Annotated in this window: 22 protein-coding genes; 5 read left to right on the forward strand and 17 right to left on the reverse strand. The window is 61.1% G+C overall.

Translation table 11 applies throughout. The features are described 5' to 3' along the window. The first annotated feature begins 187 nt into the window (after positions 1–187). The gene (locus CHH27_RS23950) at positions 188–1,231 is read left to right on the forward strand and encodes a M42 family metallopeptidase (RefSeq protein WP_094073832.1); all 1,044 of its coding nucleotides are present in this window, start codon (positions 188–190) and stop codon (positions 1,229–1,231) included. 191 nt (positions 1,232–1,422) lie between these two features. Here CHH27_RS23950 and CHH27_RS23955 read toward each other — a convergent pair whose 3' ends face one another. From CHH27_RS23955 to CHH27_RS24005, 11 genes are all read right to left on the reverse strand, one after another. Beyond that, the gene (locus tag CHH27_RS23955) at positions 1,423–2,037 is read right to left on the reverse strand and encodes a hypothetical protein (protein WP_094073833.1); all 615 of its coding nucleotides are present in this window, start codon (positions 2,035–2,037) and stop codon (positions 1,423–1,425) included. 107 nt (positions 2,038–2,144) lie between these two features. Next, positions 2,145–2,819, reverse strand: a complete 675-nt coding sequence (locus CHH27_RS23960) for an alpha/beta hydrolase (RefSeq protein WP_247646156.1) — start codon at positions 2,817–2,819, stop codon at positions 2,145–2,147. Position 2,820: 1 nt separating this feature from the next. Further along, positions 2,821–4,083: a TCR/Tet family MFS transporter gene (locus tag CHH27_RS23965; RefSeq protein ID WP_094073834.1), complete on the reverse strand. Its 1,263-nt coding sequence runs from the start codon at positions 4,081–4,083 to the stop codon at positions 2,821–2,823. A gap of 72 nt (positions 4,084–4,155) precedes the next feature. Further along, positions 4,156–5,733 carry a B12-binding domain-containing radical SAM protein gene (locus CHH27_RS23970; RefSeq protein ID WP_371681782.1) on the reverse strand — a complete coding sequence of 526 codons (1,578 nt, stop codon included), beginning with the start codon at positions 5,731–5,733 and terminating at the stop codon, positions 4,156–4,158. Between the two features lie 145 nt (positions 5,734–5,878). After that, complete coding sequence (locus CHH27_RS23975; RefSeq protein ID WP_094073836.1) at positions 5,879–7,192, reverse strand: tetratricopeptide repeat protein; 1,314 nt, start codon at positions 7,190–7,192, stop codon at positions 5,879–5,881. Between the two features lie 63 nt (positions 7,193–7,255). Then, on the reverse strand, positions 7,256–7,456 hold the full coding sequence (locus CHH27_RS23980) for a cold-shock protein (protein WP_094073837.1): 201 nt from the start codon (positions 7,454–7,456) through the stop codon (positions 7,256–7,258). Between the two features lie 258 nt (positions 7,457–7,714). Continuing rightward, entirely contained in the window at positions 7,715–8,185 is a 471-nt protein-coding gene (locus CHH27_RS23985) for a YtoQ family protein (protein ID WP_094073838.1), read from the reverse strand. A 166-nt stretch (positions 8,186–8,351) separates the two neighbouring features. Then, on the reverse strand, positions 8,352–10,157 hold the full coding sequence (locus CHH27_RS23990) for an adenylate/guanylate cyclase domain-containing protein (protein ID WP_094073839.1): 1,806 nt from the start codon (positions 10,155–10,157) through the stop codon (positions 8,352–8,354). A 40-nt stretch (positions 10,158–10,197) separates the two neighbouring features. Further along, entirely contained in the window at positions 10,198–11,055 is an 858-nt protein-coding gene (locus CHH27_RS23995) for an SDR family oxidoreductase (RefSeq protein ID WP_094073840.1), read from the reverse strand. Between the two features lie 3 nt (positions 11,056–11,058). After that, entirely contained in the window at positions 11,059–11,886 is an 828-nt protein-coding gene (locus tag CHH27_RS24000) for an RNA methyltransferase (protein WP_094073841.1), read from the reverse strand. Between the two features lie 81 nt (positions 11,887–11,967). Continuing rightward, the gene (locus CHH27_RS24005) at positions 11,968–12,597 is read right to left on the reverse strand and encodes a TetR/AcrR family transcriptional regulator (RefSeq protein ID WP_198338286.1); all 630 of its coding nucleotides are present in this window, start codon (positions 12,595–12,597) and stop codon (positions 11,968–11,970) included. A 151-nt stretch (positions 12,598–12,748) separates the two neighbouring features. On the opposite strand from CHH27_RS24005, the gene CHH27_RS24010 reads away from it, so the two are divergent. Together CHH27_RS24010 and CHH27_RS24015 are read left to right on the forward strand one after the other, a co-directional pair. Next, complete coding sequence (locus CHH27_RS24010) at positions 12,749–13,957, forward strand: efflux RND transporter periplasmic adaptor subunit (protein WP_094073843.1); 1,209 nt, start codon at positions 12,749–12,751, stop codon at positions 13,955–13,957. A 3-nt stretch (positions 13,958–13,960) separates the two neighbouring features. Further along, complete coding sequence (locus CHH27_RS24015; protein WP_094073844.1) at positions 13,961–17,116, forward strand: efflux RND transporter permease subunit; 3,156 nt, start codon at positions 13,961–13,963, stop codon at positions 17,114–17,116. Between the two features lie 240 nt (positions 17,117–17,356). Here the strand turns inward: CHH27_RS24015 and CHH27_RS24020 are convergent, their stop codons facing one another. The 3 genes from CHH27_RS24020 to CHH27_RS24030 form a co-directional block, all read right to left on the reverse strand. Further along, positions 17,357–18,310, reverse strand: a complete 954-nt coding sequence (locus tag CHH27_RS24020; RefSeq protein WP_094073845.1) for a class I SAM-dependent methyltransferase — start codon at positions 18,308–18,310, stop codon at positions 17,357–17,359. Positions 18,311–18,454: 144 nt separating this feature from the next. Next, on the reverse strand, positions 18,455–20,890 hold the full coding sequence (locus tag CHH27_RS24025) for a methyl-accepting chemotaxis protein (protein ID WP_094073846.1): 2,436 nt from the start codon (positions 20,888–20,890) through the stop codon (positions 18,455–18,457). Between the two features lie 190 nt (positions 20,891–21,080). After that, positions 21,081–21,839: an SDR family NAD(P)-dependent oxidoreductase gene (locus CHH27_RS24030; protein ID WP_094073847.1), complete on the reverse strand. Its 759-nt coding sequence runs from the start codon at positions 21,837–21,839 to the stop codon at positions 21,081–21,083. A 153-nt stretch (positions 21,840–21,992) separates the two neighbouring features. On the opposite strand from CHH27_RS24030, the gene CHH27_RS24035 reads away from it, so the two are divergent. After that, entirely contained in the window at positions 21,993–22,235 is a 243-nt protein-coding gene (locus CHH27_RS24035) for a bacterioferritin-associated ferredoxin (RefSeq protein ID WP_094073848.1), read from the forward strand. Positions 22,236–22,250: 15 nt separating this feature from the next. Further along, entirely contained in the window at positions 22,251–22,736 is a 486-nt protein-coding gene (gene bfr, locus CHH27_RS24040) for a bacterioferritin (RefSeq protein WP_094073849.1), read from the forward strand. 73 nt (positions 22,737–22,809) lie between these two features. On the opposite strand, the gene CHH27_RS24045 is transcribed toward bfr, so the two are convergent. Genes CHH27_RS24045 through CHH27_RS28690 form a run of 3 tightly spaced genes read right to left on the reverse strand, consistent with a single transcriptional unit; the run spans position 22,810 to position 25,177 of the window. Next, positions 22,810–23,466 (reverse strand): ATP-binding cassette domain-containing protein, encoded by a 657-nt coding sequence (locus tag CHH27_RS24045; protein ID WP_247646157.1) that lies wholly within the window; start codon positions 23,464–23,466, stop codon positions 22,810–22,812. A 5-nt stretch (positions 23,467–23,471) separates the two neighbouring features. Beyond that, positions 23,472–24,437 carry an ABC transporter permease subunit gene (locus CHH27_RS28685; protein ID WP_371681784.1) on the reverse strand — a complete coding sequence of 322 codons (966 nt, stop codon included), beginning with the start codon at positions 24,435–24,437 and terminating at the stop codon, positions 23,472–23,474. A gap of 5 nt (positions 24,438–24,442) precedes the next feature. Next, on the reverse strand, positions 24,443–25,177 hold the full coding sequence (locus tag CHH27_RS28690; RefSeq protein ID WP_371681785.1) for a hypothetical protein: 735 nt from the start codon (positions 25,175–25,177) through the stop codon (positions 24,443–24,445). Positions 25,178–25,190: the final 13 nt, after the last annotated feature.

A 25,190-nucleotide genomic window follows, 5' to 3' on the forward strand; every position in this document is an offset into this window, starting at 1 on the left:
TTTCCTTCAGAATGTTGTCATCAATTGCGACACTGCAATGGCAAAGCGTCAAATCGCGGCTGCTTTTTTGAAAATGGCGAGCAAGTGGTTAAGGCGTCCGTGAAAGATCGGAACGATCAGACGGTTCAATTTATCCGGGAAACGCTCTAGGATCGCGGCGTTTTCAAATTCCCCAACAGGACATTCCATGAATATCGATCTGCTGCGCCGCCTTTGCGAAACCCCCGGAGTGCCGGGTCACGAACACCGTGTCCGTGAGTTGATCCAGGCGGAAATCGAGGGTCTTTTCGACGAGGTCACCGTCGACCCGATGGGCTCGCTTCTGTGCCGCCGGGATGCCCGCAAGACCACCAAGAAGGGCACGCCGAAAAAGGTCATGCTGCTCTGTCACATGGACGAGATCGGCTTTCTTGTGTCGCATGTGACCGACAAGGGGTTTGCCCATGTGCAGCCGGTCGGCGGCTTTGATGCGCGCAACCTGTTCTCACGCCGCGTTCTGGTGTCGACCGACGACGGCGACTTCAAGGGTGTGATGAACCCGGGCGGCAAGCCGATCCACATCTCCTCGCCCGAAGAGCGCAAGAAGGTTCCGGAGCCGAAGGAATTTGTCATTGATCTGGGTCTTGGCGAAAAGACCAAGGAGATCGTCAACGTCGGCGACATGGTCACCATGGACGAGCCGCTGATCGAGATCGGCGACAAGGTCGTCTCCAAGGCGCTCGACAACCGCATCGCCTGCTGGCTCGGCATCGAGGCCATCAAGGGTCTCGGAAAGGCCAAGCATGGCTGCGAGATCCACGTCGCTTTCACCTGTCAGGAGGAAGTCGGTCTGCGCGGCGCGCGCACGGCGTCCTTTGCCATCAAGCCGGATATCGGCCTTGGTGTGGACACCACGCTTGCCTGCGACACGCCGGGCGTTCCGGAACAGGACCGCACCACGGTGCAGGGCGAGGGCTTCGGTCTTCATGTCAAGGATTCAAGCTTCATTGCCGACCGGGAGCTGGTGAAGGAAATCGAGGCGATTGCCGAAAAGGAAAAGATCCCGTTCCAGCGCACCATGCTGGCCGCCGGTGGCCAGGACGGCGCCGCCGCCCAGCAGGCCGCGGCCGGTGCCAAGGCTGTCGGCATCGTCGTCGGCACGCGCTACATCCACACGGTCACGGAGATGATCCACAAGACCGACCTTCAGGCCGCGCTGGACATTCTGGTGGCGTATCTGAAAAAGGCCTGAGGCTGTTGTGGGCGGGGCGGACAGTCGCCCTGCCAAATGTGTCCCCAACTTCGTCATGCCATGGCTTGACCATGGCATCCATGCCGTTTCGCTTCCAAAAAGGCGGATGTTACCGTTTGATCGATTCACGGCATGGATTGCAAGGTCAAGCCTTGCAATGACGGAGTGAATGGAAGTGGATATCAGGAGGCTCAGGCAACCAATCCAAGCAGGTTCGAGACCTGCTCGCCGGTGCCGGCGTAGAGCTCGCTGACCGATGCGCTTTGATGGCTGAACGAGCCGTAGTTGAAGTCACCCTCGATGGTCGAGGCGCTGGCGCTGCGGGCGGAGAAGCCCGTTTCGCTGTCATAGGAGACGCGTTCGAAAGAAACGAATTGCGCTGAAATCGTCTCGCCGCCAATCTCCGCCTCGATCGTTGTGGTTGAAATCGTGGCGCTCTCATAGGCAATGCTGGCGGATGGATCGGTATCTTCCTCGCCGAGCGCGGCCTTCAGCTGGCCTGCCGTCTTCTGATAATCCTCGACGGTGGCAAGTGCGCCGTCCTTGTCGTCTTCCTCGTCCGAGCCCTTGCCCTTTTCCACTGCGTCACGCAGGGCGGCGATCACCACGGCGTCTTCTTCGGCCTTCTTGCTGGCGGCTTCCAGAACGCTGACGGCCGGTGCCTTGTCGTGGCCGTTGCGCTGGCCGATCTCATGGCCATAGGCATTGCCCTTGGGGGCAGATTTGTGACCCTCAGAGCCGCCACTTGAAAACGTCGCCGAAAAGAGGCTCGTGCTCTGGGTGGTTGTCTCGATGGAAATCTGCATGGCCTAAAGTCCCGCTTCGACCGGCCCTTCCTGGTCCGGCACAGTCCTCAAGCATCCGTCAAAAGACTTAACAGGCCATTAACCAAATACCGGACTCGGACGCCCGTTTAGCTGGGCGCGAATGCCTTTTCCAGGAACCGCCCGCCCAGTACCATGCCCCGTTCGTCGATGGAGTGGCCGAGCCCGGAGAGCCGATGAAGCGTGGTGGCAACTCCGGCGTTGCTCAAGGCGGCCTGTGCGGCGTCACCGTGATAGACGGGGACCACGTCGTCCTCTTCCCCGTGAACGATCAGAACCGGGCTGCCGGTTTGGATGCCGGTCAGCCGGTCGGTTCCCGGCAACAACCCGGAAAAGCCGAGAAGGGCCGCAGGCGGCATCTTGCGGCGCAGGCCGGACTGAAAGGTCATCATGGCGCCCTGGCTGAACCCGACCAGGGCAAGCGCGCGATCATCCAGGCCGAGGGCGGCCAGTTCCCGATCGAGAAACCGGTCCAGGGTCGCCTGTGCCGCCTCCGCTCCGATCCGGTATTCCTGCGGGGAGCGATCTTCCAGGGGAAACCATTGCCGTCCGCCAAGAGCTTCGAAGGGCAGCGGTTCGGGAGCGTCGGGTGCGATGAACGCGGCATCGGGGAGCTGACCCTGCCAGGCGCGGCCGAGATCGATCAGGTCCGCGCCGTCCGCACCATACCCGTGCAGGATCACGATGAGCTGGCGCGGCGCATTGCCGGAGGCCGGTGCAAGGCGGGGACCGTCAAGCGGCGGGGGTGTAGGTCTTTGCATCATATCATTCTGCCGCCGATTGGGACTGTCCTGAGCCTGGAGGGCGCTGCCCCGCTTCCTGACGGATGAAGGGCAGGGCAATCAGAAGAGACGCCAGGATCAGCACACCGGCAAGCGCAAAGGGCGCGCCGGGGAACAAGACAACGGCCACCGGACCGGAAAATGCGGCAAAGATCTGGGTCATGACGAAAGGGCTGACCACCATGGACAGTCCCGCCGCGCTGGCAATCATGCCCTGCAGCTCGCCTTGTGCATTGTCCGGGACGCGGTTGGCCATGAGGCCGGTAAAGGCCGGTGTCGCCAGCGCGCCGAGTGCGGCAAAGCAGATCAGCGCATAGGCCATTGCACCGCTGTCGGCGACGGCGAGCCCTGCAAAGGCGATCAGGTTGGCGACAAGGCCCGCGAGCAGCGTCCGGCCCGGCCCGAGCTTGGGTTCCAGCACCCGGATCAGGTAGCCCTGGACGAAGGCGAAACCGATCCCGACAAAGGCGAGCGACAAGCCGATGTCACGCGGGGTCCAGCCGAACACCTCTTCCGAGTAGTAGCTCCAGACCGCGGGATAGACGTAGTGGGCGATGTCGAACAGGAACACCGCCAGAAGCAATGTTCTGACGGCCGGGTAGGCCGCCAGTTGTTTCAGGGCCCCCAGCGGGTTGGCGCGCCGCCAGTCGAAACGGCGCCGGTTTTCAGTCTTTAGGGTTTCCGGCAGGACAAAACAGCCAAACAGGAAATTGACGAAGGACAGCGCCGCGGCGGCGTAGAAGGGGGCACGCGGGCCATATTCGCCCAGAAAACCGCCGATCATCGGACCGAGCACAAACCCGATCCCGAACCCGGCGCCGACGAGACCGAAATTCTTGGCCCGGTCCTCTTTTGACGACACATCGGCAATATAGGCCGAGGCGGCGGAGAAGGTCGCCCCGGACACACCGGCCAGCGTGCGGCCCACGAACAGGATCGCCAGGTTCCAGGACAAGGCCATGATCAGATAGTCGATGGCCATGGCGAACATGGACACCAGCAGCACCGGCCGTCGTCCGAAGCGGTCGGAGAGATTGCCGAGCGTCGGGCCGAACAGGAACTGCATCAGGGCATAGACCACGGCCAGGGCCCCGCCCCAGCGCGCGGCGTCGCTGACCGGCAGGGAAGTCAGGTCCGTCAGGAGCGACGGCATCACCGGCATCATCAGGCCGATGCCCATGGAGTTCAGGGTCAGCGTGACCAGGATGAAGCCGAGGGCGGCGCGTTTGGACGGACCTGTTGGCAAGCAGATTTCCCGAGTTGCGTGCGAAACCGAGCGGGCGCGAAGGCGCGCCCTGTCGTCAGTCTCTTAGCGCACCTACTCCGCTGCCACCAGAGCCGGCTGTTCCCATTGGCCTTTTTCGATCTCGACGATCTGTTTGTCGATCTGGGCGACCACGAAACGCGAGAACGGTCCGAGATGCACATAAAGCGCCAGCATCATCAGCACCGGCTTGAGCGCACGGAAGTTTGTGAAAGCGGTTCTGAGAATGGTCTTCCAGATCTGCCAGCGATACGTGGTGTCCTTGAACGTGATTCCCCAGAGCAGCTGGCTGACCTGTTTGATGTCATGCGCGAAACCTGCCCCGAAAACGGCACCGTTGGCCCCGTTCATCTTGAGCATGGACGCCACCTTCCGAACCCGGCCGAAATAGGCCTCCGGACTGTAGACCCGGTCGATCACCTTCTTGAAATCGTTGAGAATTTGGTCGCGCGGCCGCACGGTCGTGAAATTGAGGCCGGCTGTGCACTGATCACCATGTTCGGTGTCCGGGTCATCGGTTCCGAAATCCGCGTGCAGCCTGCCTTCCTTGGCAAGGCGCCGGGTCAGCTGGGTATTCGGCAGAGCGTAGAGCAGACCGGTCATGGCAACCGGGATTGCCGCTTCCTCGATCAGCGCCGAGATTTCGTCGGCAACCTTGTCGCTTTCCTCGTCGAAGCCGACGATGAAACCGGCCAGCACAAAAATGCCTGCGTCGTAGATCTTGTGAACACTCTCGGCGATGTTGCGCCGTGTGTTCTGTTTCTTGCGCGTTGCGACCAGGACGTCCGGATCCGGGCTTTCAATGCCTATGAAAACCGAGAAGTAGCCCGCGTCCTGCATCATTTTCAGCAGGGCTTCGTCGTCCGCCAGGTTCAGCGACGCTTCGGTGGACATTTCGAACGGATAGTTCTTGTCCTTCTGCCAGGCGGCCAGCTCCGGCAGGAACATCTTCACGGCCTTCTTGTTGCCGATCAGGTTGTCGTCGACAAAATCGACATGGCCGCGATAACCGAGTTCATAGAGACGGTCGAGTTCGGCAAGCATCTGCGCGTTGGTCTTGGTGCGCGGAACCCGGCCATAGAGTTCGATAATGTCGCAGAACTCGCAGGTGAACGGACAACCGCGAGAATACTGCACCCCGATCTGGACATAATCGTCGAATTTCAGCAGGTCGAAACGCGGGATCGGGCTGGAGCTTACGTCGGCCTTGAACTTTTCCGCGGTGAAGCGACCGTTGCGCGCGCCCTCGTTCCAGGCCGAGACGAAGGCTTCCAGAATGCCTTCGGCTTCGCCCAGGACCAGGAAATCCGCTGCTTCATAAACTTCGGGTGAAGACGTTGCGTCGGGACCTCCGACGACGACCGGAATGCCCTTGTCCTGCGCGCGCCGAATGACGGCCAGGCAGTCGGCCTGCTGAGGCAGCATACCGCCGGTCATGATCATGTCTGCCCAGGCAAGGTCGTCGCTGGTAAGCGAGCCGGTGTTGCGATCGACCAGCCGGACGGACCAGTCGTCCGGCAGCATGGCGGCAACCGTGATCAGCCCAAGGGGCGGTGCCGGGTACTTCGCTCCAACCAGTTCGCAGGTGGCGCCGTAATTCCAGAAAGAGCCGGAATTAAAACGCGGATACACCAACAAAACATTGCATTGCGACATGCACGGTCCCTCCAGACGGACGCTCGCCCCCAGTGGCGACACCGTATCAACTTTGGCCGCAGGCACAACCGCTTAAAATGGCGTGGCAGAAATAGAGGCAGACGTGACGGCTGGCATATTGTCACGTGGGCGGGGTGTCAGGCTTGCTGAGGCGAAAAACCAGGCCCTGAACGTCCTTGCCAAGCTCCTGTCGCAGGGCAACGAATTTCTCCGCTTCATAAGAAAGCCCCGCCGCTTCGGCGCTCCGCTTGAGATAGGCCGGATTGTGCAAATACCGCCCGGTGGCGTCGACCCGGTAGTCCGGGCCGTCTGCTTCATCCAGATGTTCGACGCTGGCCACCAGCAGTCCGCCAGGTTTCAGGGCGCGGCAGAGCGCTTCCATGAAGGGGGTGAGATCGCCGATGTAACACAGCGTATCGACGCAGACCGCCAGGTCGAATTGTGTTGGCAGATCCGAATTCAGAAAGCCGACCAGCTCGACTTCCAGAAGGAAGTCATAAACTTCCAGCGCAGCGGCCTTGCGTAGCATGCCCGGTGACAGGTCGATGCCGGTGAGTTTGCCGCACCGGGCGCGGATCAGAGGGCCGCATAGGCCGGTGCCGCAGCCGAGATCGACAACGTCCGGAAACGGGCCCGGCCGGGTCTCGGCAAGGCGGACGACTTCTTCGGCGACAAGTTCGGGAGCCCTGTAGCCGAGGTTTTTCAGCACCTCGTCGAAACTGTCGGAAAAACTGTCGAAATGGGTTTTGACATAATCTTCCGGCGCCTGGTCCAGATCGTCGCCGCGCACGGCGGCCAGCTGATACCGCACGATGGTATTGTCCGGATCGGCCCTGAGCAGGCTTTCCAGATGCTCAATCGCCCGGTCGCGGCGGCCCAGGGCACAGAGCACCCGGGCATGCCAGATCGGGTCCGACCAGACGTCGGCGCCGAATTCCAGGCAGCGTTCCAGTGCGTCGGCGGCCTCGTCCCGGTGGCCGGACAGCATCAGCGACATGCCGTAATTGTGCCAGGCATTGGGATTGTCGGGATCAAGCCGGACAATTTCCCTCAGGATCGGCAGCAGGTCGTCGTTGTTGGTGGCGCCTTCCAGCATCAGGTTGATGTTGTTCCAGGCTTCCTCATGGCGCGGCTCGATCTCCACGGCCCGGACATAGGCTTCAAGCGCCTCGTCCTGCTTCTCCGACAGTTTCAGGATATTGCCGAGATTGTTGTAGGCCGCGGCATTGCGGCTGTTCTGGTCCAGGGACTTGCGGATCAGGGTCACGGCGTTGTCGGGCTTTCCCGCATCGAAATGCAGCAGCCCCAGAAAGTGCAATCCGTCGGCGTGGTCCGGATCGTTCGTGAGCACGTCCTTGTAAGCGGCAAGCGCAGCTTCCAGATTGCCGCTGCGATGGGCGTTGATCCCTTCCTGCAGCCTGGCATCGACCTCCATAGCGCATCTCCCAATAAAAAAGGGCGGTCGAACCGCCCTTGTCGCCGGAAAGACGCTGTTACGTTACAGCACTTTCAGGTCTTCAGCCACCTTCTGACCGCGGCGCCACTCCAGATCGAACGCCACAAGCTGGCCTTCTCTCAAGGTGTCGATGCCGGACCGGCGCAGGGCCGTGATGTCGACGGGAATATCCTCGCCGTCCTGCGGTTCGATCGTGCCGATACCTCGGCCCTGATCAAACCATTTTACGTTTCCATGCAGCATGGAGTCTTCTTTCCAATTTTTCGCCTCAAGGCATATGACCGCTACAGATAGCGGAATTTTTCAACGCCTTGATGACAGTGTTGATGATAATACTAAAGTACTTGCCGGATCTCGGCCGGGAATAAACGCCCTCGCGCGCAGTCTAAGCGGACTGCGACACTTCGAAGTGCAGTTCCTGTAAAGCTGAGATCTGTTGCCTGGCGAACAGGCCAGAACTTTAACACAGTATTCCCTAGTATGGTAATGAATTTGTTAATTTCAAGACCCGGGCCCTCTGTCGAGCTGGCCGGTAATCACATATTTGAGGATATCTACCACTTGTTCCGAGGTCTCGGCGACCGCGAGTGCAGCTGCGTCAACTTCCTTCAAGGGGTGGGTCAGGGAAGGATCGTGCAAGACGATCACCGATTTGCCGAGTGCGGAGGCATAGCCTGCGTCGAAAGCGGCGTTCCACTGCTTGTACTTGTCGCCGAAACGCACCACGACGATGTCGGCCTTTTCGATCAGGCTGCGGGTGCGGATCGCGTTCATCTTGGCGCCCTTGTGGTCATACCAGAACTTCTGGTCTTCACCGCCCAGGATGGCCGCGCCGCAATCGTCACTGGCGTCGTGATCGGTGACCGGGGCCGAAAAGGCAACCGGCAGGCCGAGGGCTTTCGATCCGTCCATGATCCGTTCGCGCCAGTCGGTATGAATTTCGCCGGATAAATATACGCGCCAGGTGTCCATGTGTTCCTCCCGATTATGCTCTTGAAGTCAGTGACCTTTGGCACTGAAACCTGGTTCGAAGCTGGGGAGGAAGTTGCGTCCCGTCAAGACCATCAGGGGCGTTGTTGCCTGATATTTATCGATAAATCAGGTCTTGGCCGGGTGAGACCTCGCACGACAGGTCCCTTTATTTTGACGTCAGGTGCCAGACCCCGTCCCAGTTTTCCGGAGCGCCCTGAGCTTCGATCAGCTGCAGGCGGTTCAGGAAAACGCGCGCAATCTGATCGTCGGGATGTTGCCGGAGGATGGTCTCGAACAGGGTGCGGGCGTCGGTCCACCTGGCCTCGGCAAAGGCGTGCAGCGCCTCTTCCGAACCGGCCTGCAAAGCGGCCAGTTCTTCGGTCATGTCTTTTTCGCGGGCCAGCGCCGTATAGACGCTGGTCGGTTCGGTCTTGCCCTTCACCTGGATCTTGTCGACGGCCCGGAATTCGATCCCGGAGGCCGTATCACGCGTGCGCTGGCACACCAGCAGCTGGGTGCCGTAGACCTTGTTGGCCCCTTCAAGCCGCGCGCCAAGGTTCACGGTGTCACCCATGATCGTGTAATTCTTGGTTTTCTCCGACCCGATCGACCCGATGACGGCGTCGCCGGTGGCAATGCCGATCCTCTGTTTGAGCTGGGGCAGGTTTTTCTGCAGTCCCGTGAGGTCCGGCAATTCGTGCTGGAATTCGCGCATGTGCTCGATATTGCGCAGGGCGCTTTCGACCGCCAGGGTGGCCTGGCCGCCATCGTCGCAAAAGGGCTGCGCCCAGAACGCCATGATCGCATCGCCGATATATTTGTCGATCACGCCCTGGCGATCCGTGATCTCGGACGACATCAGGTCCAGGTAGCGGTTCAGCACACGCACCAGCCCGGCCGGCGTGAACTGCTCTGAAATCGTGGTGAAATCGGCCAGGTCGGAAAAATAGGCGGTGACCACCTTCTTCTCGCCGGCTGTCGCATCCGCATGGTCGGCAATCAGGCCGGAGACGACACGAGGGTCGAGATATTGGCCAAACGTGTCCTTGATCTTCTGCGTGGAACGCAACCCTTCCACCATCGTGTTGAAGCTCCGGGTCAGGGTGCCGATCTCATCGCTTGAGCGCGGCTGCAGCTGAACGGCAAAATCACCTTCTTCCACGCGCCTTGCTCCGCTGGTCAGAGCTTTCATGGGGCGCAGAATGCCGGCGATGACCAGTGACGACAAAAGCAGTGCCAGAGCGCCGCTGGCGGCGGTCGCCGCGATGCTGGCATAAAGCGCCTGCTGTTCGTGCAGGGCGGCCGTTTCGATCGATTGGTCCGTGAAGCGGGTGACATGTTCGCGCAGCTGGTCAAGGCGGGCGGACAGCTTGGTTTCCTCTTCCTCCAGCTGCGTCTCCAGCCGTTCCCTTGTCGCCGCCGGAATATCCACCGACTGCACGAGATGCAGCGCATGGGCATGGAAATTGTCGTGCTGGGTCTCGATCGCGACCAGGGTCGGGTACAGAGCCGCAAGTTCTAGCCGGTCGTGTACCGAGGTGGCGGCATCTTGCGCGGCAGCTACCCGCTCTTCGGCTGATTTCAGCAGTTCTGACACTTTGCGCGCATGTTCTTCAAACGCCAGAAGATCCTGCTCCAGACGTTCCTCCAGGCGCTTTATCCGGGCCTGAAGCGCCGGATGGTCCTGAAGCAGCGCGTCGATTTCTTCCGGGCTCTTGTCGTAGCTGAGCACTTCAAGCCGGTCTGCACGCAGCTCAGCCAGGTATTTTTCCGCGCGCTCCAGGTCGAGTTCCTCTTCAAGCGCGATCACCTCGACCTGGGTAACCTCATGCCGGAGCGGTGAATAGACGTTCGAGATCAGGTGCAGTTCCTTGTTGATCTCGAAAATCTTGAAGATCGAGAAGGCGGCGGCTGCTGCCATGACAAAAAAGACGATCAGGGAAATCCCGAAAATCTTCCAGGCGATGCGCATGAGACCGTCTTCCTCGAGCCGGGGGTGCTGACAAAACTACCTAAATATAGGAGAGCAGATCCTGCAGCGCGACCCGGTAATTCGGAAAGCGGAAGGTGTAACCGAGCTCGTCCTTGACGCGCCTGTTCGAAACGCGCTTGTTCTCGCCGTAAAAGGAGCGGGCCATCGGCGTCAGGTCGGCTGTCTCGAACGGGATTTCGGGCGGCGGCTCGACGCCAAGGAGGTCCGCTGCAAAGGCGACCACGTCCTGAGGTGGTGCGGGCTCATCGTCGGTAACATTGAAGATGCGGGTGGTCGGGCTGGACATGGCAGCGCTCACCGCTCCGGCGATATCGGAAACATGAATGCGGTTGAACACCTGGCCGGGTTTCACCAGCCGGCGGGCCTTGCCCTTCTTGAAGTTCTCAAAGGCATTGCGGCCCGGACCGTAAATGCCCGACAGGCGGAAGATCTGCACTGGAATATCTGTCGAAGCCGCAAAGTCCAGCCAGGCCGTTTCCGCCGCAACCCGCTGAACGGACCGCTTGGAGACCGGCCTGCAGTCCGTGTCCTCGTCAACCCAGGCGCCATCATGATTGCCATAGACGCCGACGGTGGACAGGTAACCGATCCATTGTGGCTTGGCGGCCGCCAGATCGTCGCCGTGATGAAGCAGAACCGGATCACCGGCCTCGTTCGGGGCAATCGAGACCAGGATATGGGTCGCGGCTTCAAGCGCCTCGGCAATGCCGGCCCCCTTGGTGGTGCCATCAAACAGGAACGGCTCGACACCCATGTCTTTCAGGGCCTCGGCCTTCTCCGCGGATCGTGTCGTTCCGCCGACCCAGTCGAACTGCTCTCTGACTTCTTCGATAAAGGCCCTGGAGGAAAAACCGGCACCAAACACAAACAGTTTCAAGGCTCAAAGCTCCAGATGCTTGCGGCGGATTTCGTATAGCGCGATGCCGGTGGCGACCGCCAGATTGAGGCTGTCTGCCTGGCCGACCTGGGGAATGCGGATCAGCGTGCCGCAGGCCGCCGCCATGTCGTCCTCCAGGCCCTTTTGTTCGTTGCCCATGACCAGAAGAACCGGATCGGTATAGTCCGGTGTGCGGTAGTCGACGGATCCCTTCAGATGGGTTGCAGCGACCGTGCCCGGCCATTTGCCGGCCAGCGTCTTGAACTCGTCCTTGCTGAGTTTTGCCAGCGGCACATGAAACAGCGACCCCATGGTGGCACGCACGGCCTCAACGGCAAACGGATCGGTGCAATCGCCGACCAGCATGACGCCGGTGCCGCCAACGGCATCGACGGTGCGGATGATGGTGCCGAGATTGCCCGGATCACGCACCCGGTCGAGCGCCACCCAGAGCGTCGTGCCTGCGGGCTGGATATCCCTGGCTTCGAGGATCTGCTGCTCGTAGACGCCGACAACCATCTGCGGATTGTCCTTGCGGGTCATGGCCGACATGACTGCGGTCGAGACTTCCAGGATCAGCGCGCCGCGCGCCTTTGCCGTGGCGGCCGCCTTCTGGGCAACCGGATTGTCTCGCGCCTCCGGACCAAGGGCGAGGTAACGCACACCCCAGCCGGCGTCCAGTGCATCGGTCGCCAGTTTCAGGCCTTCTGCGACGAACAGTCCTGACTGGCTGCGGTGCTTGCGCTGCGCGACCAGCCCCTTGATTTCCTTGACGATCGGATTGGAGTGGCTGGTGATCTGCTTCACCGCGCCGGTGCGCTGTTGCGGCATTGGATGCTCCGGGCGCTCTCACGGGAGCCGGGATAAGGGGTCATACGTGTTTTGCTGGCTTAGGCGCTGGACAGGGCGGGGTCAAGAGCCTTGCGGTGCAGGACGTGGCGGCAGCAGCCGTTCGGACGCCAGCAGGATCGACTGGTCGATATCGACCGGAAAGTCGGTAACGTCCAGCTTGCCGTCAATGGCGAGGAACGACAGGCCGTGGACCTGGGTCCAGAGCGGGAAGGACGCCCGCATCACCTCTTCGGTGATACCGTCCTCACCGAGATAGCGCGCCACTTCCTGCAACAGCACGCCATAGGAGTTGCGCCCGACACTCTTCAGTTCCTCGATCCGGCCTGCATGGGACTTGGTGCTGAACATCAGGCGAAACGTGTGCTGTTCGCGGATGGCGAATTGCACATAGGCCCGCCCGATGGCGGCAATGGATTCGACTGTGCCGCGCGGATAGCCGGAAGCGTTTTTTTCCATGTCTGCGCCAAGCCGGGCAAGCCCGTCCATCGCGACCTCGGTCAGGAGATCCTCTTTCGACTTGAAGTGGCGGTAGGGGGCGGCGGTGCTGACACCAGCCAGACGGCAGGCGTCGGACATGGAAAAACCATCCGGTCCCTGTTCCTCGATCAACTGGCGCGCGGCTGCGGTCAGCTGGCCGCGCAGGTTGCCGTGGTGATAGCCGCTCTTCTTCTGAACTTTGGGTTTGGTCATCGGTTGATCCGACTTTTTTGATGTGAGTCTCTTGCGAAAGTTAATTCTTCTAACATATGTTAGCAACAGTAACATAGTTAGAGCCGTTTACATCGGGCATCGGTCCGGGCTCATCGGCTATGGCAGCCAGACCAGGCGTGAGGGCACGGCAATGCAGGACAACAAGACCGATCACGAAACCGGGACGAGCCGGAGTCCCCGACTGAAACGTCTCGGCAGAGGTCTGGTCAGCCTGACCAGTTTTTCCGTCAATGTCGGGCTGGCAGCGGCTGCCGTGATTGTCGGGGTGACCACCATCCAGATGCGGGCCGAAGAGAAGCCGCAGGTCGATACCTCGCCACTTGCTGAAGTTCAGGTCTTCATGCCGGACCGCCAAGGCGGATATGCGGTTCAAAGGACCTTCGCCGGACGGATCGAACCCGCCCGCCAGACGGATCTTGCCTTTGAACTGTCCGGCACCGTGCTCGAGATCGCGGTCGATGAAGGCGATCCGGTCGCCCGGGGCGACGTCATCGCCCGGCTGGACACAAGGTCGCTGGAGGCGGAACGCCGCCGTCAACTGGCGAACCGGCTGGCAGTGGAAAGCGACCGGGAACTGGCGGAGCTGACGCTCAACAGGCGGCAGAAGCTGCAAGAAGCCGGCCATGCCAGCACAGAGACACTGGACCGGGCGCGTCTGGCGCTGAACCGCCTCGATGCGACACTGTCGCAGATCGACGCGGCGATCGAAACAATCGAGATCAGCCTCGACAAGTCGGTCTTGCGGGCTCCCTTTGCGGGACGGATCGGCGCGCGTGTACTCGATGAAGGAGCAACCGTTTCCCCCGGACAGCCCGCCCTCACGCTTCTTGAGAGTGCACGGCCGCAGGTTCGCATCGGTCTGCCGCCACGGGTGGCCGCCCGGCTTGAACGAAACCGGACCTTCGATATCCGCCTAGGCTCAAGAAGCTTGCAGGCCGTGTTTCTTGGACTGCGCCCCGACCTTCAGACACGCACACGCACCATTGAAGCCCTGTTCCAGGTTCAGGACGATACCAGGCTGCCGGGTTTCGGCGATCTTGCCGAGCTGACCCTGGAGGAATGGATCGAGGCCGACGGCTACTGGGTGCCGATGGCAGCGCTGAAAGAAGGGCCGCGCGGGCTCTGGACCGTACTTGCGATTGCTGACGCAGAAACGGAAACCGCGCCTTCGCAAGGCTCCGGTCTGGTGATCGTGCGGGAAGCGGTGGAAGTGCTCCAGACCGACGAGGCCCGTGCGTTTGTCCGCGGCACGATCACGGCCGGGACCCGCATTGTCGCCGGCGGCGTTCATCGGGTCGTTGCCGGCCAACATGTGCAACTGGCCGAGACCGGGAGCTGATCGATGGCGACCCTGTTTTTCCGCCAGCCGCGGCTCGCGGCGCTGATGGTGCTGGTCATTCTGGCTGCCGGGTTCTCGGCCCTGATCGGGATCGGGCGCCAGGAAGACCCGACGATCACAAATATCTTCGCCAGCGTGACGACCGTTTATCCTGGTGCCGACCCGGCACGGGTAGAGGCGCTGGTCACGGAAAAGATCGAGGAACAGCTGCGCGAGGTGGAGGAAATCGATACGATTGAATCCACCTCCGCCTCTTCCATCTCCATCGTTCAGATCGAGCTTCTCGATACGCTTGGGGAAGATGTCATCGAACAGGCCTGGTCGGAGATCCGGGACAAGCTCTCCGATGCTGCCCGCGCGTTTCCGCCAGGGGCAGGGGAGCCGGAGTTCGACACCGAAGGGGCAGGTGCCTTTGCATCGATCAGCGCGCTCGTGCCGAAGCATGAAAGCGTGTCCGATGCCGTTCTGCTTCGTTACGCCGAAGCGCTTTCCGACACCTTGCGCAATGTGCCCGGCACGAAACAGGTCGAGATTTTCGGTGGCCTGGACGAAGAGATCCTGGTCCGGATCGATCCGGTCGTGCTGACGTCGCTGTCGCTGACGGCGGACCAGGTGTCAGGTGCGATCCGGAGAGCCGATGCCAAGGTGCAGGCCGGGCGGCTGCGCAACCCGAATCGGGAGCTGCTGGTCGAGGTCGATGGAGAGATCGAGGCGCTGGACCGCATCCGGCAAATCCCTCTGACGACGGCCGAAACCGGTCTTGTGACCCGCGTCGGAGATGTTGCGACCGTCACCAAAGGGGTCCGGCAGCCGGCGGAGGAACTGGCGTTCGCGGACGGACGCACGGCCATTCTGGTTGCGGCAAAGATCGCCGACGGTCTGCAGGTCGATGCCTGGATGGACCGGGTTGAAGCGCGCATCGCAACCTTTGAAACCGAACTGCCTCATTCCATCGAACATCGGCTGGTCTTCGACCAGAGCACCTACACGATCGACCGGCTGTCGAATGTCGGTCTCAACATTGCCATCGGCATGGGGCTGGTGGTGATCGTGCTGCTGGTGACCATGGGGCTGCGCTCGGCGCTGATCGTTGCCATGGTCTTGCCCGTGGTGACTTTGGCGTCCTTTGCGACGATGAGCCTGATCGGGTTGCCCCTGCACCAGATGTCGCTGACCGGCATGATCGTCGCGCTCGGTCTGCTTGTCGATGCCGGCATCGTGATGACCGATGAAATCGGCCAGGCGCTTGGAAGCGGCTTGAGCCGCAGGGAAGCGGTCGGCAAGGCGGTGCGGCGCCTGTTTGCGCCCCTCCTGGCGTCCACGGTCACAACGGCTCTGTCCTTCATGCCGATGGTCCTGCTGCCGGGACCGCCTGGTGATTTCGTGGGGGCGATCGCCATCGCCGTGATCGTGATGCTGCTCTGGTCCTTCGTGGTGGCCATTACCCTGACGGCGGCCGTTGCCGGCTGGCTGTTGCCGGCCAGGAAGGTACATGACAAACGCACCGGGAGGCGTTTGCAGTCTCTCGTTTCCGTGCCCTTCCGCCTGTCGCTGAAACTGGCCATGCGCAATCCGGCGAGCGCCGTTGCCTATGCCCTTGTTCTGCCGGTGATCGGTTTTTTGAGCATGCCGACGCTGACGGCACAATTCTTTCCGGGGGTCGACCGGGATCAGTTTCACATCGAGGTGGAGCTGGCGGATGGCACCGCAATCTCGGAGACTTCTGAAACGGCCCTGGCCATTGATCGCTACCTTGCTGCGCAGGACGGGGTGGAGCAGGTCGCCTGGGTGGTCGGCAAAAGCGCGCCGGCCTTCTATTACAACATCGTCGGCAGCCGCGACCGGGCACCGGCCTTTGCCCAGGCCCTGGTGACAACGGCTTCGCCGGAGGCAACCGCCTTGCTCGTCCCGGAGCTGCAGTCGGATCTTGCCCGGCAGTTCCCGGAGGCACGGATCCTGGTCCGGGACCTGGTGCAGGGGCCACCGGTCGATGCGCCGGTGGAGTTGCGGCTGGTCGGGCCGTCCCTGGACGTCTTGCGCGAGCGTGGTGACGCGTTGCGCCAGATCGCCAGCGGCATTGAGGAAGTGACGGTCGCGCGCACCACCCTTGATGGGGGGGCGCCGAAGCTGCGACTTGCCGTTAATGAGGACAAGGCGCGGCTGGTCGGACTGAGTCTTGAAGATGTGGCGCGCCAACTGGAAGCAACGCTGGAAGGGGCAACGGGGGGCAGCCTTGTCGAGGGCACCGAGGAATTGCCGGTCCGTGTGCGCGTCGGGGAGGCGATCCGTGGTGACCTGTCCGCAATTGCCAGCCTGCCGCTGCTTCCGCCGTCCGAAGGCCGGGATCGCGCGACCTATGAGGGCGTGCCCCTGTCGGCCATTGCCGATATCCGGCTGGAGCCCTCGAAAGGTGAGATCAACCGGCGCAACGGCGAGCGCACCAACACCGTGCAGGCATTCGTTCAATATGGTGTCCTGCCCGAGGAAGCCTTGAAGAAACTTCAGCACCGGATCGAGGAGACCGGCTTTGTGCTGCCCGAGGGATACCGCATCGAAACCGGTGGAGATTCCGATGCAAGGGGCGACACGCTCAAGAACCTGATCGGTTCCCTCGGCCTGATCGTGCCCTTGTCAATTGCCGCGGTTGTCCTGACCTTCAACTCCTTCCGGCTCTCGGCCGTGACCTTTGTCGTCGCACTGCTGTCCGCAGGCCTGAGCATCCTGGCACTTGCCGTGTTCCAGTATCCCTTTGGCATCAACGCCATTATCGGCGTGATCGGGTCGATTGGCGTCTCGATCAACGCCGCCATCATCATCCTGACGGGGATGCAGGCGGACACGGCAGCAGCTGCCGGAGATCGAAACGCCATGGTGGACGTGGTGATGCGCTCCAGCCGTCACATCATCTCCACCACGCTGACAACCTTCGGCGGCTTCCTGCCGCTGATCCTGGGCGGCGGCGGCTTCTGGCCGCCCTTTGCGATGTCGATCGCGGGCGGTGTGCTGCTGTCCACGGTGATCTCGTTCTATTTCGCCCCGCCCATGTTCGCGCTTGTCTATGCGCGGCGGATGAAGACCATAGAGGACATTGTCCAGGAGCCTGAAAGGCAAGAGAGGTGGAGCAACGACAATCTGGAAACGGCAGTGGCAGCAGAGTGAGGTCTGAGTTTTCGGCCTCCCTTTTTCGCCGTCATTGCCGGACCTGATCCGGCAATCCATGCCATGGCTTCAGCTTCTACATGAACTTTGTAGCTTGAGACGCCTTGGCATGGATCCCATGGTCGAGCCATGGGATGAAGCAGATCGGGGAAGATCCGGCGACCTCAAGGCTGGAGCAAAGCGTTCTTCAGGAAGAGGTCCGAAGAAGAGGGCGTCATTCAGAATAGGAGGGTCGAAACCCTACCGGCTGCTCCAGCGGGAAAACAGCGAGGTGGACAAGGCCCTGGTGCTGTTCTCCTCGCGAATGACCAGCTCACCGGATTCCAGCAACCCGCCCTGTTGATGCAGCGTTTCGGCCATTAGCTCGTGAATGGAGACGAAGCTGGAGCGGATGGCGTAGGCAGTCAGGATCATGAACAGCGCGTCCTTTGCCAGGAGCTTCTGCAGGTCGGCCAGCATGCCGGGCAGGCTGGTATAGATGTCCCAGACTTCGCCCTTTGGACCGCGGCCGTATTTCGGCGGATCCAGGATAATGCCGTCATAGGTGTTGCCGCGGCGGACCTCCCTGGCGACAAACTTGGAGGCGTCTTCACAGATCCAGCGGATCGGCAGATCCTCAAGCCCCGACATTGCCTGGTTTTCCCGGGCATAACCGATGGCTTTCTTGGAGGCATCGACATGGGTGACCTGGGCACCCTCGGTCGCCGGTAGCAGCGAGGCAAGACCGGTATAGCCGAAGAGGTTCAGGATCTTCAGCGACTTGTCCGGATTGCGTTCGCGTTCGGAACGGATCTTGCCGTTGACCCAGTCCCAGTGGGCGGCCTGCTCGGGAAAGACGCCGACATGGCGGAAGGACATGAAGCGGCCATTATAGCGAGCAGGACCGTAGGACATCGGCCAGGTTTCCGGCACGTTGCCGGAAAACTTCCAGCGGCCGGGACCTTCCTCTTCCGTATCGCCCGAGAAGACAGCGTCGGCCCGGTTCCAGACGCTTTCCTTCTGACGTCTTGCCCCCATCGCCTGGGGTTCCGGGCGCACGATGGTAAACCGGCCATAGCGCTCCAGCTTCTGACCTTCGCCCATGTCAAGCAGCCGATAGTCTTTCCAGCCCTTTGTCTCCAGGATCACCGGCCACGACTGAACGGGCGGCTTGCCGGAAGGAGCAAAGGAGGAGGCGCTGGTCTGGTCCGCCACGTGTGTCTCTCGTTTGTCTGAGTTTAGGAAATTGGTTCCGCTCTAGTCGGCATGCGCCTTGAGGTCAACGTTTTGCGCTCGAAAAGGCAAAGAAAAGGGCGGGGAGCCGAAGCTCTCCCGCCCGATTTTTGCAAGGACCTCAGATCAGGCGGCTGCCACCTCGGAGAGGAACTGCTCGACTTCCCGTTTCAGTTCGTCGGTCTTCTGGGTCAGTTCGCCGGAGGCGGACAGGACCATGTCCGCAGAGGACGAGGTCTGGTCGACGGCCTGGGAGAGCTGCGTCATGGACGAGGAGACGGCTCCCGTGCCTTCCGCGGCCCGCTGGACGTTCTGAGAGATTTCCGCAGTGGCGGCGCCCTGCTGCTCGACAGCCGAGGCGATGGCGGTGGTGTAGGAGTTCACCTCTGTCATGGTCTCGGCGATTTCGCCGATCGCAACCACGGATTCCTTGGTGGCGTTCTGGATCTCGGTGATCTGCGAGGAGATCTCTTCGGTTGCCTTGGAAGTCTGGGTTGCAAGCTCCTTCACCTCCGCGGCAACAACCGCAAAGCCCTTGCCGGCTTCACCAGCACGCGCCGCCTCGATGGTGGCGTTCAGGGCCAGGAGGTTGGTCTGTTCGGCAATGGCCTGGATGAGCGTGACCACTTCGCCGATCTTGGTGGCCGCTTCTGCTAGCCCCTCGACCTTCTCGTTGGTGATCCGGGTGCCCGTGTTGGCACGATCGACGATTTCGGTGGTCTGGGCAACCTGCCGCGAAATCTCGCCGATGGAGGCCGCCAGCTCTTCTGCGGCACTTGCCACGGTCTGAACGTTGTTGGTGGTCTCGTTCGAGGAGGCCTGCGTTTCGCTGGCATAGCCGGCGCTGTCGCGGGCAATCTCGGTCAGGGCCTGAGCGGTGGAGTCCAGGCTGCCGGCAGTGGACTCCACAGAGCCGAGGGCTTCTTCCGCGGTTGAGCGGAAGGACAGGATCATCGCATCGATGCGTTCCTGGCGCTGCTGACGGGCGGCTTCTTCCTGGGCGTTTTGCTCCTGGAGTTGCGCACGCTCAATCGCGTTGTCGCGGAACACCTGGACCGTCCGGCTCATGTCGCCGATTTCGTCGCCGCGGTCGCGGCCCGGAATGTCGACTTCATTGTCGCCGTTGGCCAGGCGGTCCATCACGTTGGTGATGGTTCGGATCGGGCGGGTGATGGCCAGGTTGAGCACGAATGCCAGGCCGATGCCGCCAAGAATGGCCAGCAGGATAGTCGTTGCGATTTGCAGCTCGGCTGAGCTCGAAGCTGCGTTGGCCGCTTTCGACTGGGCGTCGGAAATCGCTGCGATATCGGCGTTGACCCTGCGGGTCAGGTCGTCGAGCTGGGCCCGCTTGTCCGTCAGGTCCTTCTTGGTGGTAACCATTTCCTTGAAGGAGCGGTCGAGCGACGCAACGGAGACCGGGATCGCCTTGATCGCATCGCCTGCAGACGGCAGGATCATGGCATATTTCACCATGTCTTTTTCAAGGTTTGCCAGGGCGGCAATGCTTTCTTCGACCTTGGTGATGTCAGAAGAACCAAACGCACCGAACAGGAAAAGGGTCTCCGCGCGGGCTGCCAGGGCCAGCTCGTTGAGCTTCGTCGCCTTTGCCGCAATGGACCGAACGGTTGCCAGCCGTGTAGACGCTGTCAACGCATCTGTCTTTGCCTTGGAGACAACCGGGTTGACCTGGCCGAGAATTTCCTTGGTATAGGTATCGACACCTTCAATCGCTGTGCCGACTGCAAGGCGCGCCTCGTAGGCTTCTGAGAAGCCGAGGTCCGTGGTGAGTTTCTCCAGGGCCTTGTTAAGCAATCCGGCCTGTTTCTTCAGCTGCCCGAGGGATTTCTTCTTGATGCCGTCAATCTGCTTGTAGCCCATCTGCTTGGTCGTGCTGACAAGGTCGCGAGCGATGTCGATGGCGACGGTCAGGTTGTCACCGTCGATATTGCCGCTGCCTTCGAGATAGAGCATGTTCACCCGAACGACTTCATCCTTCAGCTGAAAGACGCTGAATTGCAGCTGATTGGCATCGTCCAGACGGCTGTTGGCTGAGAACGCCTCCGAGCTGATTTTCTTTTCTTCCGCTGCGACGGCATCGCTGATGCTGGCGGCCAGTGCTTCCAGATCAGCCGTGCTTTGCTGCAGGGTGGCAAGCCGCTCGGCCTGCTGTTCTGTCTGTGAGACCACTTCCGCGAACGTCTGCTCAAACTCGCTCACGGCCTCACTGGCACCGGAAACCTGTGCTTCCGACGTTTCATCGCCGGCAACACCGGTCGCGAGGTTCGCCAATTCGTTCTTGAGCTTGGCAATCTCGTCGCCTACGGCGGTGCTGAGATCTGCGCTCGGATTGTTGAGATAGTCTTCCCGCTGCAGCGAGGTTGCGGACACTTGCGCGGCAACCTTTGCAGCCTGGTCGGCAACATCGAAACGCGAGGCGAGGCTGTGAATGGCCAGGAAGCCGACGCCGCCAACCACTGCTGTCAGCAGCAACACGGCTAAAAAACCGCCACCGACTTTGAACCCGAATTTCAAGTCGGTCAGAACCTTCAATAGTCTCTTCATTTCGTCCCCGCACAGCCGGAATCAAGGCATTTCGCTGTTATTATTGCGGAGGCCGATGAAGATTAGGTAAATAATGAAAATTCTCTTCAGGTACTACGTAATTTTATTTCTTATTACATGTTAACGGGGTTTAACCTTTGGAGAGTAGATAAATAAACTCAAACAATAAATTTATGGTTGTATTTCCTTGTTACACGTGCTGGCCACCGTTGATGTGAATTTCAGCGCCGCTGACATAAGAGGACTTGTTGGAACACAGGTAATAGATTGTATCCGCGACCTCAGCCGGCAGTCCGAGGCGCCGCAGTGGAATGTCATCGATCATCTTTTCCGTACCGGGGGACAGAATGGCTGTGTCGATTTCTCCAGGGGCAATGGCATTGACCCGGATGCCATGCGGACCGAAGTCCGCTGCCATTTCCCGGGTCAGGGAGGCAAGAGCCGCCTTTGAGGTTGCATAGGCCGTGCCGGCAAACGGGTGAACGCGCATTCCGGCAATGGACGTCACGTTGACGACGGACCCGGCAGCGTTCTTCAGTTCCTGAAACAGTCCGCGCCCGAGCAGGATCGGGGCAAAGAAATTCACCTGAAACACGGTGCGCCACTCGTGCATTGCCGTCGTCAGAGAATCGAGTCGCTCGCCTTCCGCACCTTTCGGGCTGATGCCGGCATTGTTGACAAGCGCGCTGAGGCGGGAGCCATTCGTCTCAAGCCGCTTGCGGATCTCCTGAACCGCAAAGCCCAGATTTTCAGGATCCGACAGATCGACCTGGATGTGGTCTTCCGGGCCCATCGGCCAGGGGCATTTGTCCGAAAACGCCTGCCGTGAACAGGTGATCACCCGCCAGCCTTCCGCGGAGAACCGCTTGACGGTTGCATGGCCGATCCCCCGGCTTGCGCCGGTCAGGACGAGAGTTGGCCGGTCATCCTGCATGGGCTTGCCGTTCATGTCATTCCCTTGTTAGCGTATCGAGGGTCCGGAAAAAGTTGACTCTCAGGGTCGAGTTTCGATATTGCGCTGGAATTCGTCAATGACAATATGTCGTCAACTGTCCGCAAAGACCAACCTGTCCGCATATGAGGACGCACGCCGGATCCTGCAATGATCATATGCTCCTGTAATGTCCTGTCTGACAAGCAGCTTCGCGAAGCCGCGGAGGAAATGCGGGCGGACCCGAACGGCAAGGTGCCGACGCCAGGCGCAGTGTTTCGGCATCTTGGCTGTCGTCCGCGCTGTGGTGGATGTTTTCCCGCGGTGATTGACATTATTCATGAAAAAAGCTCTGAAGAGGGTGAGGAATCCAAACCGGTTCGCCTGCGCGAAAAACGTGCCGCCAGCCGGTAAATCAGGAGAGGGCCGATGAAGGGCGACGCGCGCGTAATCGAATATCTGAACAAGTCCCTGCGTCACGAACTGACCGTGGTCAACCAGTTCTGGGTCCATGCGCGTCTGCTGGAAGACTGGGGCTACAGCAAGCTTGCGGCCAAGGAACTGGTCGAGGCCGACGAAGAGCGCCAGCACGCCCAGGAACTGATGGACCGCATCATCTTCCTGGAAGGCCTGCCGAACCTGCAGACCCTTGACCCGCTGCGCATCGGCCAGTCCCTGAAGGAATGCCTGGAAGGCGACCTGGCAGCCGAATATGTTGCGCGCGCGCTCTACAAGGAAGCACGTGAAGTTTGCCGTGAACTTGGCGACTATGTCACGATGGCCATGTTCGAGCGTCTGCTCGGTGATGAGGAAGGTCACATCGACTTCCTGGAAACCCAGCTTGGCTTGATCGAGCAGATCGGCATCGACAACTACGCCATGCTGCAGGCAAATTCCGCAGATCAGGCGGAATAACAGCTTCCGATTGGTCCCGGGTTTCCCCGGGCCGGTTCACTTTTTTGGCGCAGACCAGAGAACCACGCAGCTCTCAGAGGTGGCCCAGGCGCACAACCTTGCCACCGGCCGCCTTTAGGTCTTCTTCATCGTGGCTGACCAGCAGAACGGGCAGGGATTTCTCCCTGGCCAGATCGAAGACCTGCGCGCGGATGTCGGCGCGCCGCGCGGTGTCCAGACTGGAAAACGGTTCATCCAGCAGCAGCGCCTTCGGGTTGGCAAGGAGCGTCCGCATGAGCGCGACCCGGGTCTGCTGCCCGCCGGAAAGGGTTGCCGGATCGCGATGGGCGAACCCTGCCAGGCCAACGTCGGCAAGGGCCTGTTCCGCCATGTCGCGGCGCATCGCACGCCGCCGGATGGCAGCGGGGATGGCGAACATCAGGTTTTGCAGCACCGACATATGCGGGAACATCAGCGGCGACTGGAACATCAGACCGATGTGACGATCCTGAGCGGGCAAGCCGGTCAGGTCCCGGTCATTCAGCAACACGCGTCCGGTTGCCGAAAAGTCCGGCCGCAGGAAACCCGCGATGAAATCCAGCAGACTGGATTTGCCGCTACCACTTTCCCCCATGATGGTCAGAACCTCGCCAGGTGCGATCCGGCAGTCGATCGACAGGAGAAGACGGTCGTTCAGCCGAAGGCTCACACTTTCAAGGACAAGACCGGGCAATGTGTCGGCAACACTCAATGGGATCATCCTTCTTGCAGATGCATGGCCCGACGATTGCGGTGCAAGGCTGCGGGGATCAAGGCCGCCAGCACGAACCCGGCGAGCGGGATCAGCAGCTGCAGCAGGGCGTAAAGCGCAGCAGCGGGCCGGTTGCCGCCGCTCGCAAGAGCGACGCTTTCCGTCGTCACCGTCACGATGCGCCCGGCACCGATCAAAAGCGTTGGCAGGTATTGGCCGACGGAGACCGCTGCCGCAACGGCGAAGGTGACAAGAACCGGTCGCAGCAACAGCGGCAGGCGGATCTGCCAGAAAATGCGTCCGCGTGACGCGCCGATGGACGCTGCGGCTTTTTCAAAGCGCGGGTCCAGCTGGGCCCAGGGATCGCTCAAGGCCAGTACGGCATAGGGAAAGACGAACACCAGGTGCGCCAGCAACACGGAGAAAAAACTGCCGCTGAAATCAACCACCAGAAACAGCAGCTGCAGGCCAAAGAGGAAACTGATCTGCGGCAGCAGAAGCGGTAGAAACACCAGGACTTTCAACCTGGTTCCCAATGGCATGCGATGCGCACTGCGTGCCTCGAGCAACCACAAGGTCAGCGCCGTGGCAAGCATTGCCGCAGCAACGGCCAGGGCAAGGGTAGCCGTCAGTACCGGTGCGCCCATGGCAAGCGCGTCCGTGATCCGCATCAGGTCCCATCTCTGCGGCAAAAGCGACGGAAACCACCAGGACCGGGCAAAGGACCAGAGCACCAGAACAAACAGGGAGGCAGCCATCGCTCCGATCACGGCTAGCATCGGCAGGAGCCCACCAATTCGGGGCAGGTGGTCTCGCCTGTGACGGCGCCCGCTCACCAGCCGGCCGCGCAGCAAAGACGTCAACACCCGTTCCAGCATCAGGTATGTCGCAAGAGCCAAAGCGGTCACGGCGAGTTGCAGCACGGCTCCGGCGGACGCAATCAGCCGAAGCGACAGGTCCGGATCGTTCATCCAGGTCACCAGCCGGGGAGCAAGGGGGGTGGTGTTGTCGGCCCGAGGATCACGGCGACGTCGACGACCGAGGTCGCATAGGCAATAACAGCCAGCATGGGCAGGCGGATCAGGGGGTAGATCTGCGGCAACACGAGCTTGAAGAAGGTCGCCATTCGGCCGTAACCAAGGCTGCTGCCGGCTCGGAAATAGTCCCGAATATGCGGCCGGTTCAGCGCGGCCAGCGTCATCAGAAACAGGAACGGAACTTCCTTGGCGACAAGGCCGGCGGTGAGGCTGAGTCCGAGCGGGTCATTCAGGATGAGGAGGTCTGGCGGCCGGGTCCAGCCGGTCGCCCATGGTGAAAGCGCGCGAACCAGAAACCCGGAAGGCGCGATCAGGAAGGCCAGGCCGATTGCCGCCGCCGCATGCGGCACCGACAGCAGGGGTGACAGGAACCGCGACAGCCGTTGGAAGGTTGCAGTCCCGGACCAGCCGGCGGCAAAGACAAGAACGATGCCGAGCGAGAGCAACGAGGCGGCAAGCCCCGTTGCCAAGCTGAGCACTGCGGATCGAAGCAGTCCCGGCATGTCAAGCAGGTGACGGAACGGTTCCAGCGAGAAGCTGTCAAATCCAAGGACAGGCAGATAACCGAAGGCCGGCAGAAGCGTGCCGGCCAGCCCGGCAAGAACCGGACCGGCCAGCAGGATGACAATCAGGACGGTCGAGAAGTCTGTTCGTGCCTGCCGCCTGTCACTCAAGACACCTGTCCGT

Source organism: Labrenzia sp. VG12, assembly GCF_002237595.1.
GTDB lineage: Bacteria > Pseudomonadota > Alphaproteobacteria > Rhizobiales > Stappiaceae > Roseibium.

Coding starts and splice junctions, on each gene's coding strand:
- bfr (WP_094073849.1), top strand. CDS start 22,251: ATGAAGGGCGACGCGCGCGTAATCGAATATCTGAACAAGTCCCTGCGT.
- CHH27_RS24010 (WP_094073843.1), top strand. CDS start 12,749: ATGCAGGACAACAAGACCGATCACGAAACCGGGACGAGCCGGAGTCCC.
- CHH27_RS23985 (WP_094073838.1), bottom strand. CDS start 8,185: ATGGACACCTGGCGCGTATATTTATCCGGCGAAATTCATACCGACTGG.
- CHH27_RS23990 (WP_094073839.1), bottom strand. CDS start 10,157: ATGCGCATCGCCTGGAAGATTTTCGGGATTTCCCTGATCGTCTTTTTT.
- CHH27_RS23955 (WP_094073833.1), bottom strand. CDS start 2,037: ATGCAGATTTCCATCGAGACAACCACCCAGAGCACGAGCCTCTTTTCG.
- CHH27_RS23950 (WP_094073832.1), top strand. CDS start 188: ATGAATATCGATCTGCTGCGCCGCCTTTGCGAAACCCCCGGAGTGCCG.
- CHH27_RS28685 (WP_371681784.1), bottom strand. CDS start 24,437: ATGAACGATCCGGACCTGTCGCTTCGGCTGATTGCGTCCGCCGGAGCC.
- CHH27_RS23975 (WP_094073836.1), bottom strand. CDS start 7,192: ATGGAGGTCGATGCCAGGCTGCAGGAAGGGATCAACGCCCATCGCAGC.
- CHH27_RS24005 (WP_198338286.1), bottom strand. CDS start 12,597: ATGACCAAACCCAAAGTTCAGAAGAAGAGCGGCTATCACCACGGCAAC.
- CHH27_RS23980 (WP_094073837.1), bottom strand. CDS start 7,456: ATGCTGCATGGAAACGTAAAATGGTTTGATCAGGGCCGAGGTATCGGC.
- CHH27_RS24025 (WP_094073846.1), bottom strand. CDS start 20,890: ATGAAGAGACTATTGAAGGTTCTGACCGACTTGAAATTCGGGTTCAAA.
- CHH27_RS24035 (WP_094073848.1), top strand. CDS start 21,993: ATGATCATATGCTCCTGTAATGTCCTGTCTGACAAGCAGCTTCGCGAA.
- CHH27_RS24030 (WP_094073847.1), bottom strand. CDS start 21,839: ATGAACGGCAAGCCCATGCAGGATGACCGGCCAACTCTCGTCCTGACC.
- CHH27_RS24000 (WP_094073841.1), bottom strand. CDS start 11,886: ATGCCGCAACAGCGCACCGGCGCGGTGAAGCAGATCACCAGCCACTCC.
- CHH27_RS23960 (WP_247646156.1), bottom strand. CDS start 2,819: ATGATGCAAAGACCTACACCCCCGCCGCTTGACGGTCCCCGCCTTGCA.
- CHH27_RS24015 (WP_094073844.1), top strand. CDS start 13,961: ATGGCGACCCTGTTTTTCCGCCAGCCGCGGCTCGCGGCGCTGATGGTG.